13 protein-coding genes, 1 other RNA gene and 1 pseudogene are annotated in these 15926 nt (G+C 69.8%); 6 read left to right on the forward strand and 9 right to left on the reverse strand.

The genetic code is table 11. The features are described from left to right. Nucleotides 1–36: 36 nt before the first annotated feature. Nucleotides 37–369, forward strand: a pseudogene (locus OG587_RS47410) (DUF6461 domain-containing protein); the annotation flags it as partial. Between the two features lie 57 nt (nucleotides 370–426). On the opposite strand, the gene OG587_RS40075 reads toward OG587_RS47410, so the two are convergent. Then, on the reverse strand, nucleotides 427–885 hold the full coding sequence (locus tag OG587_RS40075) for a hypothetical protein (protein WP_329084062.1): 459 nt from the start codon (nucleotides 883–885) through the stop codon (nucleotides 427–429). 7 nt (nucleotides 886–892) lie between these two features. Continuing rightward, the gene (locus OG587_RS40080) at nucleotides 893–1885 is read right to left on the reverse strand and encodes an IS110 family transposase (RefSeq protein ID WP_329084063.1); all 993 of its coding nucleotides are present in this window, start codon (nucleotides 1883–1885) and stop codon (nucleotides 893–895) included. A gap of 624 nt (nucleotides 1886–2509) precedes the next feature. Between OG587_RS40080 and OG587_RS40085 the strand changes: the two genes are divergently transcribed. Next, nucleotides 2510–3625 (forward strand): alpha/beta hydrolase family protein, encoded by a 1116-nt coding sequence (locus OG587_RS40085; protein ID WP_329084064.1) that lies wholly within the window; start codon nucleotides 2510–2512, stop codon nucleotides 3623–3625. Here the strand turns inward: OG587_RS40085 and OG587_RS40090 are convergent. The 6 genes from OG587_RS40090 to OG587_RS40115 form a co-directional block, all read right to left on the reverse strand. Continuing rightward, complete coding sequence (locus OG587_RS40090) at nucleotides 3590–4288, reverse strand: response regulator transcription factor (protein ID WP_329094144.1); 699 nt, start codon at nucleotides 4286–4288, stop codon at nucleotides 3590–3592. The two genes, OG587_RS40085 and OG587_RS40090, sit on opposite strands and share 36 nt — an antisense overlap. Before the next feature lie 2 nt (nucleotides 4289–4290). Then, nucleotides 4291–5406: a sensor histidine kinase gene (locus OG587_RS40095; RefSeq protein ID WP_329084065.1), complete on the reverse strand. Its 1116-nt coding sequence runs from the start codon at nucleotides 5404–5406 to the stop codon at nucleotides 4291–4293. Between the two features lie 276 nt (nucleotides 5407–5682). After that, an RNA gene (rnpB, locus tag OG587_RS40100) (RNase P RNA component class A) lies at nucleotides 5683–6077 on the reverse strand. A gap of 236 nt (nucleotides 6078–6313) precedes the next feature. Continuing rightward, entirely contained in the window at nucleotides 6314–7894 is a 1581-nt protein-coding gene (locus OG587_RS40105) for a histidine phosphatase family protein (RefSeq protein WP_329084066.1), read from the reverse strand. 5 nt (nucleotides 7895–7899) lie between these two features. Then, entirely contained in the window at nucleotides 7900–8640 is a 741-nt protein-coding gene (locus OG587_RS40110) for a zinc ribbon domain-containing protein (RefSeq protein WP_329084067.1), read from the reverse strand. Further along, nucleotides 8637–9473: a Nif3-like dinuclear metal center hexameric protein gene (locus tag OG587_RS40115; RefSeq protein ID WP_329084068.1), complete on the reverse strand. Its 837-nt coding sequence runs from the start codon at nucleotides 9471–9473 to the stop codon at nucleotides 8637–8639. The genes OG587_RS40110 and OG587_RS40115 overlap by 4 nt, the downstream gene beginning before the upstream one ends. Nucleotides 9474–9774: 301 nt before the next feature. Here OG587_RS40115 and OG587_RS40120 point away from each other — a divergent pair, with 301 nt between their 5' ends. From OG587_RS40120 to OG587_RS40135, 4 genes are all read left to right on the forward strand, one after another. After that, nucleotides 9775–11214 (forward strand): flavin-containing monooxygenase, encoded by a 1440-nt coding sequence (locus OG587_RS40120; RefSeq protein ID WP_329084069.1) that lies wholly within the window; start codon nucleotides 9775–9777, stop codon nucleotides 11212–11214. Between the two features lie 110 nt (nucleotides 11215–11324). Further along, nucleotides 11325–12356, forward strand: a complete 1032-nt coding sequence (locus tag OG587_RS40125; RefSeq protein ID WP_329084070.1) for a dipeptidase — start codon at nucleotides 11325–11327, stop codon at nucleotides 12354–12356. 395 nt (nucleotides 12357–12751) lie between these two features. After that, on the forward strand, nucleotides 12752–14134 hold the full coding sequence (locus OG587_RS40130) for a sensor histidine kinase (protein WP_329084071.1): 1383 nt from the start codon (nucleotides 12752–12754) through the stop codon (nucleotides 14132–14134). A gap of 191 nt (nucleotides 14135–14325) precedes the next feature. Continuing rightward, the gene (locus tag OG587_RS40135) at nucleotides 14326–14928 is read left to right on the forward strand and encodes a TetR/AcrR family transcriptional regulator (RefSeq protein ID WP_329084072.1); all 603 of its coding nucleotides are present in this window, start codon (nucleotides 14326–14328) and stop codon (nucleotides 14926–14928) included. On the opposite strand, the gene OG587_RS40140 is transcribed toward OG587_RS40135, so the two are convergent. Beyond that, nucleotides 14873–15802, reverse strand: coding sequence for a DMT family transporter (locus OG587_RS40140; protein ID WP_329084073.1), 930 nt, complete (start codon nucleotides 15800–15802; stop codon nucleotides 14873–14875). The genes OG587_RS40135 and OG587_RS40140 overlap by 56 nt on opposite strands. Nucleotides 15803–15926: the final 124 nt, after the last annotated feature.

Here is a 15926-nt window from a genome sequence, read left to right on the forward strand (position 1 = left end):
TTGGACTCGGAGGTGCTGGCGCACTACGGCCGGTTGGTGGAGGAGACGCTGACCGCGCCGCTGTGCATCACCTGGGTCGAGGACCTGCCCGCCGCCGACGCGCTCGCCGCGGCGGGTCGGCGGGAGGACGGGGTGGGCAACCGGACGTACGCGGAGACGGTCCAGGCCGCGTACGACGCGATCCCCGTCCATGCCGGCGCGGCGCTGGCCGGAGCCCTGGGAGAGTGGATCGTACTGGTAGAGCCGAACGGCTTCCAGGGGTCGCGGCCGGATGTCCTGACCGGCCTGTCCCGCAGGGGGCGGGCACTCAGCGTGTTCTGGAACGCCAACGGAGACGGGCAGCTGGCCTACGCCGAGCACGGTCGGCTGCTGGCCGTGCTCGACCTGTTCGATCCCGAAGAGCCCGAAAAGCTTCCCGACGCTCTGTCAGCCTGGACGGAGCTTGCCGAGCAGGATGATCCCCGCGTGGCCGGGCTGGCGCTGGGGGAGGCCGTCACCCACCGACGACTGGAGCCCGGGTGGCTGGCGGGCGAGCACCTGAGCGCTGTCCCGGACGCGCCGCAGGACACCGCGGGTATGTCGGCGGCCGACCAGGACAGGATCGACCACCTGGCCTATATCGCCGAGGACCCGCGCGTGGCCGACCTCGTCACCGATCCCGACCCCGGCAGAGCCCGCGAGATCGCCGCCCTGGTGGCGGAGACCGCCTGTGAACTGAGCGGCCTGGACGTGCCTCTGACCAGACGCGTCGCAACCTCGCTGGCACAGACGCCCGGCTCGGCCGTGCTCGTCGAGCTGCGCGACGAGGTGCGTCGCCTCAGCGAGGACCTGCGGGCCCAGAGCCCGGCCGTCGACGCGCCGCCCTTGACAATCGAACACTGGCACGCACGCTTCATGGCGGTCCAGGTCCTGGAAGCGGCACTCGGGGAGGATGCGAAGGCCGCGGCACAGGATGCCATCTGGCGGATCGGCATGCTGCGGCTCGGCGATCCGCCAGATGGCAGGGGGTGGGGAAGCGGCTCATATCGGTGCCGATCTCGGCGAGGATCACCGCGGCCGCAATCGGGCCGATGCCGGGAATCTCATCCAAGCGCGCCGCCGCTGAGGCGAAAGGGACCAGGAGTTCCTCGATCTTGGCGTCGACCTCGGCGATTTCGCTGCTGATCGCGTCGACCCGGCCCAGCATCTTGCCCAGCAAAAAGGCGTGATGATCGGTGAAGTGACCGGTGAAGGCCTCTTCCAGCAGGGGAATCTTCTTGCGCAGGCTGGTACGGGCCAGCTGCGCCAGCCCCGCCGGGGTGCGTTCCCCGGCGATGAGGGCGGCCATCATCGCCCGCCCGGAGGCCCCGAAGATGTCGGAGGCCACTACCGACAGTTTGATCTGCGCGTCTTCCAGCAGCTTTTCCGCCCGCTGCTTTTCGGCGGTCCGTGCACCGACCAGGTCGATCCGATACCGGGTCAGGTCCCGGAGCCGGCGGATCTGCGGTGGGGGGACGAAGCTGGCGCGCAGCATCTGCCGCTCGGCGACCTTGGCCAGCCAGACCGCGTCCAGCCGGCCGGTCTTGGGACGGCCGGGCAGATGCTTGACGTCACGGGCGTTGACCAGCCAGGTCTCGAATCCGGCCGCCTCCAGCAGATAGAAGATCGGCTTCCAATAGTCGCTGGTGGCCTCCATCACGACCCGGGTCACGCCCAGGATGCGCAGATGATCGGCCATCTGCAGCAGCGCGCCGGTCATCGTCGTATACGTCTGCACCTCCTGCAGGCGACGCCCTGGCCGGTCCTCGTCCGGCACCCGCGCGCAGCAGACCAGGAAGGCCTTCCCGATGTCCAGCGCCGCGACCCGCTCGATGATCTCCTCGTGGTCCTTGGCTTCCTCCAGCATGCCGCCTCTCCTGCCGCCGTTGCTTACGAGCACCCTGCACAGGCTGCCCGCAAGAGCCGCAAGGACGAAGCGAATCTAATCCGCGTGCTCAAAGCACAGTGAAGGGCCCACGGCGCGGCTCCCGGCGTCCGACTAACAAACGGCCTCAACCAGACCAAGCACCTACGACGTCGGCGAGCAACCACCCCGATTTTCACCCCGGAACGGGCATCCCGCCAGGGATATCGAGAACTAACAACGGTCCTGGACGACACTGGACACGCATGGATTCCCGGACCCCGTAGACCCGCTCGACCAGGCGCGCGAGACAGCGGTGGACGGTCCTGGACGGTTTTCATTCGACTTGTAAACAGAAGGTCAGGAGTTCGATTCCCCTCGTCGGCTCGCAGTTCAAAGGCCACTTCTGATCACCGGGAGTGGTCTTTGCGACCGGCAGCTTCCGGCGCCCCCTACGGAGATCCTGACCAGGGGAAACGTCCTTACTTCGCATTCCATCGCGCGAACCCGAGCGCCGGACCTGGCTCTCAGGGTGGAGTCGGCCTCGGACGCTACCTTCCCGGGTTGAGCGGAAGATCGTGCCAGCGCCCGAGGCCGCGGCTGGTCATGGCCGACATCGTGAAAGGTATGAAACGAGCTCTCCTTCTGGCGTTCGCGCTGGTCCTGCCGATTTCCGCCTGTGGCGCCCCGGTAACCGTCCAGGCACAGCGCCTGATGATCCCCTCACCGACAGGGCCGCATCCCGTGGGAACCGTATCCGTACACCTGACCGATCAATCGCGCCAGGACCCCTGGACCACGTCGGGCGCCAAGCGCGAACTGATGGTCAGCCTGTGGTATCCGGCGAAGGATGCGCAGAACCACAAAGTCGCTCCTTGGCTGCCCAAGGCGGCCGCCGACCGATACCTGGAGGACAACGGGCTGAAGCCGGGTTCTGTTCTGCTGGACACGACCGACGGTCACGAGGGAGCCCCCATCGATCAAGGCCTCGGCAAGTTGCCGGTGATCCTTTACTCACCCGGCGCCAACGCCTCACGCGCGTACGGCACCGGCGTCGTGGAGGAACTGGCCAGCCGAGGCTACGTGGTGGTCACCATCGACCACACCTACGACGCGGCGGTGGTCGAGTTCCCCGACGGCAGGGTGGAGACCGGGCCCGAGGTGACCGACTTCGCCAAGGCGGTCGAGGTCCGGGTGGCGGACGTGCGGTTCGTCCTGGACCAGTTGCCCACGCTGGACAAGGCACACGTCTTCGATCTTCAGCGGATCGGCATGTTCGGCCACTCGCTCGGCGGCGCGGCGACCTCCTCGGCGATGTACGCCGACAAACGCATCAGGGCCGGGCTGGGCCTGGACGGCGCCGTGTTCGGCAAGGTGGCGCAGTCGGGGCTCGACCGGCCCTACCTGGTGGTCGACACCGAAGGAAAGGGCAGCATGTCGACCAACCCGGCGTTGCGCACGTTCTGGGATGGCCTGCGCGGCTGGCGGCTCAACCTCACACTCAAGGGGGCGGCCCACAACTCCTTCGGCGACGACGTCCTACTGATCCCGATGTCGGCCAAGCCGCTGGGCCTCAGCAAGGCAGAGGTCGAGGAGATCGTCGGCACGATCCCGGCCGAGCGGGCGCTGGCCTTCCAGAAGGCCTACCCGCTGGCCTTCTTCGACCTGCACCTGCGCAAGCAGAAGGAGCCGCTGCTGGACGGTCCCTCACCCGCCTTCCCCGAGGTCGCCTACCGGCGCTGAACCGGCCGTGACCACGCCGCCCTCGTAGGCGGCGATGACCAGCTGGGCCCGGTCGTGGACGTCGAGCTTGGCCAGCAGGCTGCGGATGTGCGTCTTGACCGTGGCCAGGCCGAGGCCGAGCCGCTCGGCGATCCGCGGGTTGGCCAGCCCCCTGGCCACCAGCACGAGCACCTCCCGCTCCCGGCCGGAGACCCGGGCGAGCCTGGCCGCCAACGCCCCCGGAACACCGGCCGGCTCGCGCCTGGCGAACTCCCCGATGAGCCGCATGGTGACGGAGGGAGCCAGCAGCGCCTGGCCCGCCGCCACCACCCGCAACGCTTCCAGCAGGTCGCCCGGTCTGGCGTCCTTCAGCAGGAATCCGCTGGCACCCGCGCGCAACGCGGCGTAGACGTACTCGTCGAGGTCGAAGGTGGTCAGCATCACCACCTTGACCGCGGCGGTGACCGGGTCGGCCCTTATCAGCTCGGTGGCCTTGATCCCGTCGAGGTCGGGCATCCGTACGTCCATGAGCACGAGGTCGGGGCGGAGGCGCCTGGCCAGTTCCACCGCCTCCCGCCCGGTGCCCACCTCGCCCACAGCCTCCAGGTCGGGCGCCGTGTCAATGAGCATGCGCAGCCCGGCCCGCAGCAGCGCTTGGTCATCGGCGACCAGCACCGTGGACACGCTCACCGCTCACCTTCCAAGGGCAGCCGAGCACGCACGGCGAAGCCGCCCCCGGGCTCCGACCCCGCTGAGAAGGTTCCGCCGTACATGGTCACCCGCTCCCTCATTCCGGCCAACCCGTGACCGCCGCCCCAGCCGGGCGCCTCCCCCCGACCGTCGTCGATCACCTCAACCACGAGCTCCCGCCGGTCGTACGTGCTGACGGCGACCCGGCAGCGCGTCGGGCCCGCGTGCCTGATCACGTTGGTGAGCGACTCCTGGACGACGCGGTAGACGACGAAGGCGAGCCCGTCGGTGACCGTCAGGCCAGGTTCGACGTACAGGTCCACCTCCACCTCGGCCGTGGCGGCTCCGACAACGAGCCCGGGTAGTGCGGCCAGGCCGTAGCACGCCTCGCGGTCGGCCGGGTCGTCGCGGAGCAGGCCGAGCAGCCGCCGCAGGTCGGCCTGCGCGCTCCTGCTGGTGTCCTCGATGAGCGTCAGCGCTTCGCGCGCCTCGGCGGGGTGGGTGTCGGCGACGTGGTTGGCGATGCCGGCGCGCATGGAGATCAGGCTCATGCTGTGCGCGACGACGTCGTGCAGCTCGCGAGCCATCCGCAGCCGCTCCGCTGTGGCCGCGGTCTGGGCGGACTGGACGACCGCACGCGCCGCGTGCGCGCGCTGCTCCCGGACCGCGACGCCGATGATCCAGGCGAGGCCGAGCACCAACCAGGCGAAACCGCACGCCGACAGCGCCAAGGCCCACGAGACCGAGGCGACGGCCTGACCCACCGCGGTGAGCGTCAGGGCGGCTATCAACGCGACCGCCGCGGGCCGTCGCGGTTCGAGGAGGGCCACGGCATGCAAAGCCACCGCCAGCGCCGGGTACGCCTCCTCCCACCCGGCGAGCGGCGCGACCGCCGTCGCCGCCAGGACCACCGAGAACACCGGCAACGGCCACAGTCGCCGCACCGCGAGTGGCAGGCAGGCGACGGCGATCAGCGGGATCGTCGCGTACTGCGACGCCAGCCAGGCCGCCGCGCAGAAGGCGACGGCGAGCACGACAGCGGCGATCGCGTCGACGGCCACCCAGTGGCCGGGCCGGAGCCTGCGCACGATCAAGGGACGCCGCTCGACCATGGGATCAACATTAGCCGTGCTGGTCATCATCCATCTCCGCCATAGGGATGAGGCCAGGCCGTCATGGACCGCGTCTTCGAGCAGTAGCCGACCATGCTCATGCCTCATGATCTTGCAGAGCAGCCTCGCTTACCGCGTCTGGCCGGCGGAGTGGGGAGACACAGCCGGGGGGCAAGGCCCGTGTTGACATGAGCGCGTCTGTTGACAAAATGATGACGCAGGAGCAGACCACTTGATCATGTAAGGTCTGTTTTAGCAGGTAGATGCCACGTGGGGCGGACGAGTCGGCCTGTAGGCCGGGTTTTGTCCTTCACTTGCGTGAAGGGGCGACCATCCATCTAGGACCGACGTTGCCGTCGGCCTCAAGCGGTCTACCCGCGCGGCTCGGGCGAGCAGCCCTCAAGCGTCGCGCGCGGGACGCTCCGGAGAGCGCCCCTTCTTGACCTTGCTCCGGGTGGGGTTTACCGAGCCGCCCACGTCACCGTGGGCGCTGGTGGTCTCTTACACCACCGTTTCACCCTTACCTCGTCCTGCGACGAGGCGGTCTGTTCTCTGTGGCACTTTCCCGCGGGTCACCCCGGGTCGGCGTTACCGACCACCCTGCCCTGTGGAGCCCGGACCTTCCTCGGCGGGCCTCAGAAGAGACCCGACGCGGCCGCCCGGCCGGCTCGTCCGCCGTGTTCCAAGCCTAACGGCTCCCAAGCGGACTCCAACCGAACGGCAAGTCGGCTGCGCTGGAATAGGGATCAAGCGAGACGAAACAGACGAGCACCGGGGGAACCGATGAGAGCACCGACAACCGGCGGGACGGCCGGTTCCGCACGCTGTGAGGGGTTCGGCCGTCGTGGAGAGCGGGTGTTTCACCGCCCCCACAGCCGAGGTCTGTCGTGGACGTGAGACCGCCGGTTCAGCGCAGGTGCGAGGTGTCGTTGAACGCCTTCACCACCGCCGGGCCGTCGGCGTAATACTCGATCAGGGACAGGGCTGACAGGTCGAGATGCATGCGGTACAGCGCACCGAGGGGAGCGAGCAGCGCGAACCGTAGCAGCATCTTGATCGGCGTGACGTGGGAGACGGCGAGAACCGTCTTCCCCTCGTAACGCTCGACCAGCAGGTCCCCGGTCGCCTGGACCCGCCGCGCCGCCATCCCGAAACTCTCCCCACCCGGCGGCGCGGCGGACGGGTCCGCCAGCCACGCGGCGAGCTCGTCGGGCCAGCGACGCTGGATCTCGGTGAACGTGTGGCCTTCCCAGTCTCCGAAGTCGGTCTCCCGCAGACCCTCCTCGACGAGGACCTCAAGCCCGGCCCTGGCCGCGATGATCTCCGCGGTGGCGCGGGCGCGCCTGAGCGGCGAACTGACGATCACCTGGATGCCGTACGGCTTCCCGGCCAGTTTGGCCGCAGCGGCCTCGGCCTGGGCGATGCCGTTGGGCGTGAGCTCGGGGTCTCCGAGCCCGGAGAACCTGCGCTCGACGGAGAGCGGCGTCTCACCGTGCCGGAGCAGGTACAGCGAGGTCGCGACGGAGGTGGCAGGGCGCCAGCCGGTACCCAGACCCGTGGCGGTGGCCGTCTGGCCCGCCTCGCCGGGCTGTTCTGTCCGCTCCGCCCGTGTCGCCCGCTCCGGTGTCTCCACCGGCCGGTCCCGCGTGACCGCACCGGCCGCCCGCCTCGGAGCGGTGATCCCGCCGCTTCCTTCTCCGCCGGAACCGCCGGAACGGCCCGATCCGCCGGAATCACCGGCGCCGAGGTCATCGGCGTCAGAGTCACGATCGCCGAGGTCACCGGTGTCGAAGAGAAGGAGGTCCTCGGCGGGAGCGGTGCGAGTGGCGGGGGAATCGCCGCTGAGGGCACCTCTTCCGGAGGCCCGGCCACCGGAGGCGCCACTTCCGGAACCTCGGCCACCAGGGGCGTCACTCCTGGAGACTCGACCACCGGAGGCGCCGCTTCCGGAGCCTCGGTCACCGGGGGCGCCGCTCTCGGTGGCACCGCCTCCGGAGGTACGGCCGCCAGGGGTTCCCGATCCCGCGACAGACGTGACAGAGGAGGCCGAGAGGGTCCAGGGGCGGCCCTTGGCGGCGGCGTCCATGGCCTCGTTGGCCAGGCGGTCGGCGTCCTTGTTCTTCTCCCGGGGGATCCAGCGCCAGGTCACCTTGAGACGCCTGGCGAGGGCCGCGGCCTCCAGGGCGAGCGGGCGCAGACCCTCGTTCTTGATCTTCCAACGCCCGGCCATCTGCTCGACGACCAGCTTGGAGTCCATCCGGACCTCGACCTTCGCACCGTCGCCGGCGAGGGCGAGGAGGGAGGTCAGGCCCGCGATGAGCCCGCGGTACTCGGCGACGTTGTTGGTCTGGGTGCCGATCGACTCGGCGGTCTCGACCAGCACCTGGCCATCGGCGGCGTCCTTGACGACGGCGCCGTAGCCGGCCGGGCCCGGGTTGCCCCGCGAGCCGCCGTCGGCCTCGATGACGTACGAGGTCACAGAGGTCACAGGGGTCACAGACCGGACTCGGCGGTACGGACGAGGATCCGGCGGCACTCCTCGCAGCGGATGACCTCTTCGTGGGAGGCGGCCTTGATGCGGTTGATCTCGGCGATGGACAGGCTCGTGCGGCAGCCGAGGCAGCGGGCTCCCTGGAGCATCGCGGCGCCCACCCCGAACTGCTCTTTGAGCTTCCCGTAGAGGGCGAGCAGGTCGGCCGGGATGTCCTCGACGACCTCGGCGCGCCTCCCCTGGAGCTCGCCCTTCTCCTTGTCGATCTCGGCGAAGGCGGCGTCCCTGCGGTCCTCGGCGGTGCCGCGGGTGCCGGCGAGTTCGTCGCGCTCGGCCACGAGCCTGGTGGCCTGCCCGTCGGCCGACTCGCGGCGCTCCATGATCTCCAGCACGACCTCTTCCAGATCGCCCTGCCTGCGCTTCAGGGAGACGATCTCGGACTGGAGGCTGGCCAGGTCCTTGGGCGAGGACACCTGGCCGGAGTCGAGGCGCTTCTGGTCGCGCTCGGCGCGGATACGGACCGAGTCGACGTCGGCCTCGGCCTTGGTCTGCTCGCGGGCGAGGTCGCCGGACTCGGTCTCGGCGGCGATCACCTGGGTCGCGATGCGGGCGATGCGCCCGGAGAGCTCGTCGATCTGGGCCAGTTCGGGAAGGGTGCGGCGGCGATGGGCCAGCCGGTCGATCGCGGAGTCGAGTTCGGCCAGGTCAAGCAGACGCTTCTGGGCCGCAGGGGCTGCTTTCACGTGAAATCCTCGCACTTTGCTGTTGTGTTCCAGGCGTCCGTGACCGTCTCGGATACGCGCGTCTCAACAGTAATCCCCCTGGCGGCCGATGCGGACGCGAGATGGTGTGCCGCGTCGGCGAGCCAGGGCCATTCGGTGGCCCAGTGGGCCGCGTCGATCAGCGCGGGGCCGCCGGAGGCCTCCATGAACTCGCTGGCCGGGTGGTGGCGCAGATCGGCGGTGAGGAAGACGTCCACCCCGGCGGCGCGGGCCGTCCCGAGGAGGGAGTCTCCGGATCCGCCGCTGACCGCGATCCGCTGGACGGGACGGCCGGGGTCCCCGGCGACCCGCAGGCCGCCCGCCGTGGCGGGGAGCCCGCGGGCGGCCTGCCGGGCGAACTCGGCGAGGGGGACGGGGGCGGGCAGCGAGCCGACGCGGCCCAGGCCACGCCGGGGGTCGTCGGCGGCGGGGCTGAGGGGGACGAGCGGGCCGGTCAGGCCGACGGCGCGGGCGAGCGCGTCGGAGACGCCGGGGTCGGCGACGTCGGCGTTGGTGTGGGCGGTGAAGAGCCCGATGTCGTTCCTGATCAGCGTGTGGATCAGGCGACCCTTGAAGGTGGTGGCCGCGACGCTCGTGGTGCCGCGCAGGTAGAGCGGGTGGTGGGTGACAACGAGGTCGGCGCCCCAGTCGAGGGCCTCCTCGGCGACGGCGGCCACCGGGTCGACCGCGAACAGGATCTTGCGCACCTCGGCGGCGGGATCCCCGCAGACGAGCCCGACCGCGTCCCACGACTCCGCCCATCGCGGATCGTAGCGGGACTCCAGCTCTGTGACGATGTCGGCAAGCGTAGGCACTTGCGCAGACTACCGGCCCGCCCCGGACGTCTCGTCACAGCGACTTCCGGTGGCTCCCCCGGTGGCTTTCACAGGACTTTCTCGGTGGCTTCCACTGCGACTTCCGGCATGGCTTTCACAGGACTTCCCGGCAACTTCCACTGCGACCTTTGTCATGGCTTTCACAGGGCTTCCCCGGTGGCTTCCGGCATGGCTTCCCCGGTGGCTTCCGGCATGGCTTTCACAGGGCCTCCCCGGTGGCTTCCCCGGCGCGGGCGGATCGCCTAGCGTAAGTGGGTGCTGACATCCGGAGGGCGTGCGTATGAGGCCTAATGTCGCGATCATCGGTGCCGGATTCGGCGGGCTGTGCATGGCCATCCAGTTGGAGAAGGCCGGCATCCGCTCGTACACGATCTTCGAAAAGGGGGCCGACGTCGGGGGAACCTGGCGCGACAACACCTATCCGGGGGCGGGCTGCGACATCCCCTCGCATCTCTACTCCTTCTCCTTCGAGAGATACTCCAGCTGGACGCGCCGCTATCCCGGGCAGCCGGAGATCCTGCGCTACCTGGAGGGGTGCGCCGACAGGTACGGCCTGCGTTCCCGCATCCGGTTGAACACCGCGGTCGTCGCCGCCACCTTCGACGAGTCGCTGGGCAGGTGGCGGGTCCGCACCTCGGCCGGGGACGAGCTGTTCGACGTGGTGGTGTCGGCCGTGGGACAGCTCAGTCGGCCCCGGATGCCCGATATTCCGGGAATATCGACATTCAACGGGGCGGCCTTCCACTCCGCGCGCTGGGACCACTCCGTCGACCTGGCCGGCAGGCGGGTGGCCGTGATCGGGAACGGGTCGTCGGCGGCGCAGCTCATCCCGAGGGTGGCCGAGGTCGCCGGTCACCTGGACGTCTTCCAGCGGACCCCCAACTGGGTGATCCCCAAGGCGGACGCCGTCTTCGGTCCCCGCGTGCGGACGGCCTTCCGCCGCGTGCCGTTCCTGCAGCGCGCCTACCGCGAATGGGTCTACCGGTACGCGGAGAACGCCCTCCACCCGGCCCTGGCCGGGGGCTGGAGCACGGGCCTGCTGCGCGAGCGGGCCCTGCGGCACCTGCGCGAGCAGGTCCCCGACCCGCTGCTGCGGGCCAGGCTGACCCCCGACTACCCGGTCGGCTGCAGGCGGGTCGTCATCGACAGCGGCTTCTATCCCGCGCTGACCCGCCCCGACGTGGACGTCGTCACCGACGGGATCACCCGGATCGTCCCCGGCGGCGTGGAGACCGCCGCAGGGCTCCGCGAGACCGACGTGATCGTCTACGCGACCGGTTTCGAGACCTCGGAATTCCTGGGTTCCATCCAGGTCACCGGGCGCGGGGGACGGCATCTGGCCGAGGAGTGGAAGGACGGTGCGGAGGCGTACCTGGGCATCGCCGTGCCACACTTCCCCAACCTGTTCCTGCTGTACGGCCCCAACACCAACCTCGGCCACAACTCGATCGTCTTCATGATCGAGTGCCAGGTCCGGTACGTCATGGGCTGCCTGCCGCACCTGGCCGCCCGCGGGCCGATGGAGGTCAGGCCGGAGGCGATGGCCACCTGGCGGCGGAGCCTCGACCGGGCGATGGGCGCCATGGTCTGGCAGGCGGGCTGCACAAGCTGGTACAAGAACGCGGCGGGCCGGGTGACCAACAACTGGCCGGGCACGACGACCACCTACCGCCGCATCACCAGGACCCCGCGCCCGGAGTCCTTCCACTTCGCGCGCTGACCCGCCCCGCGCCCTCGTACGGAGGCGCGGCGGTGGGAGAGGCGGGAGACGGGCCGGGGGGCCGATACCGTCGTGGCGAACGAGAGCCGTCCACGCAGAAGGGCCCGCCCATGTCAGCCGACCTCCACAGCGACTCCGTGGTCGCCGATACCCACAACGACCTGCTGATGGCCGTCACCGCCAGGCCCCCTCGGCGGTGGGCGTCCTTCTTCCGCGAACGCTGGCTGCCCCAGTTGCGCGAGGGAGGGGTGAACCTTCAGGTGCTGCCGGTCTTCATCGACGGCCAGTACCGCCCCGAGGGCTCGCTCCGGCAGACCCTGCGCATGATCGAGTGCGCGCACGTGCTGGCCGAGGGCAACGCCGACGCCGTACGCCTCTGCCTGGACGGCACGCAGGTCGACGAGGCGCTCGCCGAGGGCAGGATCGCCCTGGTCCTGGCGCTGGAGAGCATGCCCGGCCTGGACGCCGCCGTCGAACTGGTGCCGACGCTGCACCGGCTCGGCGTGCGGGTCGCCTCGATCGCGCACTGGGGCCGTACCGCGCTGGCCGACGGCAGCGGCGAGGACGCCACCGGCAGCAGGCTCACCGCGGCGGGGGTGGAGACGGTACGGGAGATGGAACGGCTCGGCATGATCTTCGACATCTCCCACCTGGGCGCCTCCGGGGTGGAGCACGTGCTGGAGCTCGCGACCCGGCCGGTGATGGCCACCCACTCCTCGGCCCGCGCGCTGCGCGACCACCACCGCAACCTCACCGACGACCAGATCCGCGCGGTCACCGCGACCGGCGGCGTGGTGTGCGTCAACTTCCTGGCGGCCTTCCTCTCGGAGGATCCGGCCGAGTACACCCTGGACCGGCTGGTCGACCACATCGAGCACATCGCGAGCGTCGGCGGGATCGACCACGTGGGACTCGGTCCCGACTTCGTCCGCGAGGTCATGCACGACGTGACTCCCCCGTGCTGCGAGATGGACTACGGCGTCGACCCCTTCGCGGCCCTGCCGGGGCTGTCGGGCCCGAGCGGGCTGCCCCTGGTCACCGACGCCCTGCTCAAGCACGGCTTCGCCGACGAGGAGATCGTGAAGATCATCGGAGGGAACGTGCACCGGCTGTTCCGTGCCGAGCTGGGCAGGCCCGCTTGAGCGAGCCCGGTGGAGGCGGGACGGCATCCCCGTCAGGCCACCCGGACGACACTCCTCCGAATTGACCGGAGTTTGCCTTCGAGACATTAGCCAAACTCATTAGATATCCTTTTTTGGGATATCACAAATACGCCAATCATTCGCTATACCAAAAGGCGAAAAGTCATCACGACACGCCGGGCCGGCCTCCAGTGGAGCCCCGGCCCCGCGTCGGCTCCCCGAAGGCCCGCAGCCATTCGAACCGCTGCCCGCCTGCGCGACCAGCTCCGGATTGACCGTACAGAGCGGTGCTCCACAAGCGAAGGTATGTGGATATCTACGCCTTCTTGGCGATTAATCATCTTGAAACGGTAATTAATCTGCCTAGTACCGCTACCGAATGTCTGGAGAGTGAAGTGTCCACGGGGAGCAGGTGGCCGGTACGGCTTCGGCTCACGCTGGCCGCCGTCGCCATGACCATCGCGTCGGGGGCAGCCCTCATCGCGATCGCGACATTCTCCGTTTACGGTCTGGCGGGCGGTTACAAGACCGAGGAGGCGGCGGGCGCCGCACTGCAAACCGTCCACCTGGCCAAACGCGGGCAACTGCCCGCGGTGGTACCGCTGGGGAAGACCGACGGCATGCAGCTGCTGAACGCGGACGGCAAGGTCATGGCCGCGACCCCCAACCTGGTCGGCACCCCCCGGATGGCGCACTTCGCCCCTTCCTCGACGAGCGTCAGGAAGGACGAGGAGGTCTGCGACATCCCCCAGTACCCCGGCAGGTGCATGGATGTCGTGGCCTTCCGGATCTACCAGGACGAAGGTGACTGGATCCTCTACGCCGCCGCCGGCCAGATTCCCTGGTACGTCCACCCGGAGCTGTTCGCCCTCCTCGTCGGCGCCTCCCTGACGATCGTGGCGATGACGGCGGCCGGCACCTACCGGACGGTGACGGGAGCCCTCACACCGGTGAGGGCGATCAGGCGTGAGCTGAAGGAGATCACCGCGACCGACATCGGCCGCCGGGTACCGGTCCCGGCCGCGCGGGACGAGATCAAAGAGCTGGCCGAGACGATCAACCAGACGCTGGACAGGCTGGAGGCGTCGGCCGAACAGCAGCGCAGGTTCACCTCCGACGCCTCCCACGACCTGCGCAGCCCGCTCACCGCCATGCGCGCCCAGCTGGAGGAGGCGCTGCGCTATCCCGACGACGTCGACTGGAAGCCGAAGACCCGCGCGCTGCTCGACAGCCTGGACCGGCTCCAGGCGATCGTCGCGGACCTGCTGACACTGGCCAGACTCGACTCCGGCGTTCCCGCCCGGTACGAGCGGATCGACCTGGGCACGCTGGTCGGCGAGGAGCTGGAGGGGCGCGAGCGCCGCGTCCCGGTCGACAGGGACCTGAAGGCCGGGGTGGCGATCACCGGTGACCGGCTCCGCCTGGCCAGGCTGCTGACGAACCTGATGGACAACGCGGAGCGGCACGCCGCCTCCCGGATCTGGGTGAGGGTGGCCCAGGAGGGTGAGGCGGCCGTCCTGGAGGTGATCGACGACGGTGCCGGGATCGCGCCCGAGCAGTGGGAGCTGGTCTTCCAGCGGTTCACCCGGCTGGACGCCGCCCGCAGCAGGGACACCGGCGGCACGGGATTGGGGCTTCCCATCGCCAGGGAGATCGCCCTCGCGCACGGCGGCGTCCTGGGGCTGGAGAACAGCGCGCGGGGCGCCCGGTTCGTCCTGCGCATCCCCCTGCACCCCGGCCCGGACGGCGCCCCCCGCCCTCCCGCGCCCAGCGCCTGACCGCGTTCCCCGTTCGCCACATCCCGCCCAGGACGGCGACCCCACCCTCCACGCATGGGCCCGGACCGCGGGCCCATCCTCCACACGTGGCTCCGGACGGTGATCCCACCCTCCACGCGTAGGCCCGGACGGCGGTCGCCGACCCCTGCCCCTGACCCGGACGACGATCCCCGACCCGCTAGGGTTCCCTTGTGGCAAGGGGATTTGGGCGATTACGTCGTGAAGATCTGCTCCGGACCGCCTGCGATGTCATCGCGGCCCAGGGGTTCGGTCACACGCGGACCGCGGACATCGCCCAGGCGGCCGGGGTCAGCCAGGCGCTGCTCTTCTACCATTTCGAGACCAAGGAGAAGCTGTTCGCCCAGGCCTTCTCCTACGCCGCCCAGCTCAACCTGGACGCGCTCGGCAAAGTGGAGGAGTCGGGCGGCTCCCCCCTCGATCGGCTGCGAGCCCTGCTCAGGTTCTACCCGCCCAGCGGGAAGTCCAAGTCGTGGGCCCTGTGGATCGACGCCTGGGCGGAGTCGATACGCAACGCCGAGCTTGAGGAGACGTCCCGCAGGATCGACATGCGGTGGAAGGAGGCACTCCGCGCGATCATCGACGACGGCGTCGAGGCCGGGATCTTCACCTGCGCGGACCCCGAGGGCGTGACCTGGCGGGTCATGTCCCTCATCGACGGCCTTTCCACGCAGGTGACGGTGCACCGGCGGGTGCTCTCGCGGGCGCGGATGACCGAGTTCATCCGGACGGCCGCGGCGGCGGAACTGGGTCTCTCCCCCGCCGAACTGAGCTGAGCACTCCCCCGGGCAGCACGACCAGGAGCATGGCGAGGGCGAGCAGCCCCCCGCCGAGGTAGACGCTCATGGTGAGCGGCTCCCCGTACAGCGCCACGGCGAGGGCGGTCACCCAGAGTGGCTGGGCCGACAGGATCACCGCGGCGGACACCGGCGAGACGTGGAGCTGACCCCAGGAGCGGGCCAGGAAGCCCAGGGCGCAGGCCACGATCGACAGGTGGCCGAGGATCGCCCAGTCACCCGGCGTCGAGGGCAGGGTCAGGCCGTCCGGCGCGGCGAGGACACCCGTCATGACGGCGATGGTGCCAAGCTGGATCACCGTGACCGCGTAGGCGTTCTGCCGCGCCTCGGCGGAGTTGCCGAGCACCAGCGTGTGGGCCGCGTACAGGACCGCCGACAACAGGGTGGCGGCCAGCGCGGGCAGGGCGATGTCACCCTCCGAACCCCTCAGCAGGGTGAACGTGGTCATCGCGCCCATGGCCAGCACCACCGCGGCCCAGACGCGGGCCGGGGTCCTGGCCCCGAGCAGGAACAGCCCGAGAACCGGGGTGATCACCACGTACGAGCCGACCGTGAACCCCGAGACCGACGAGGGCAGATCGTGCAGCGAGACCGCCGAGGCCGTCTGGCCCACGCCGAACAGCAGGCCGAGCAGGATGCCGGTCAGCCAGGTGCTCTCCGACAGCCCCCTCAGGCGTTTCGGACGGAGCGCGAGCAGTACGAGTGTGGCGATGCCGTACCGCTCGGTGAGAAGGTCCGCCACGGGCATGCGGACGATGAGGTCCTTCATCAGCGGGAAAGCCGATCCCCAGGCGGCGCTGACGAAGATCAGGAGCACGATTCCCAGGATGGGCCGGGGAGCTACCACTGCCATAACCGAAGGGTTCCATCACCCCCAGCGACCAAAGGGTCACCGACCGAATCGGGAGTGGCATGGATACAACGCTGAGTAAAGGACGCCACACCGGCACGAGGGACCTCATACCTCCACTGACCTT

This window comes from Streptosporangium sp. NBC_01469 (assembly GCF_036227305.1).
GTDB lineage: Bacteria > Actinomycetota > Actinomycetes > Streptosporangiales > Streptosporangiaceae > Streptosporangium.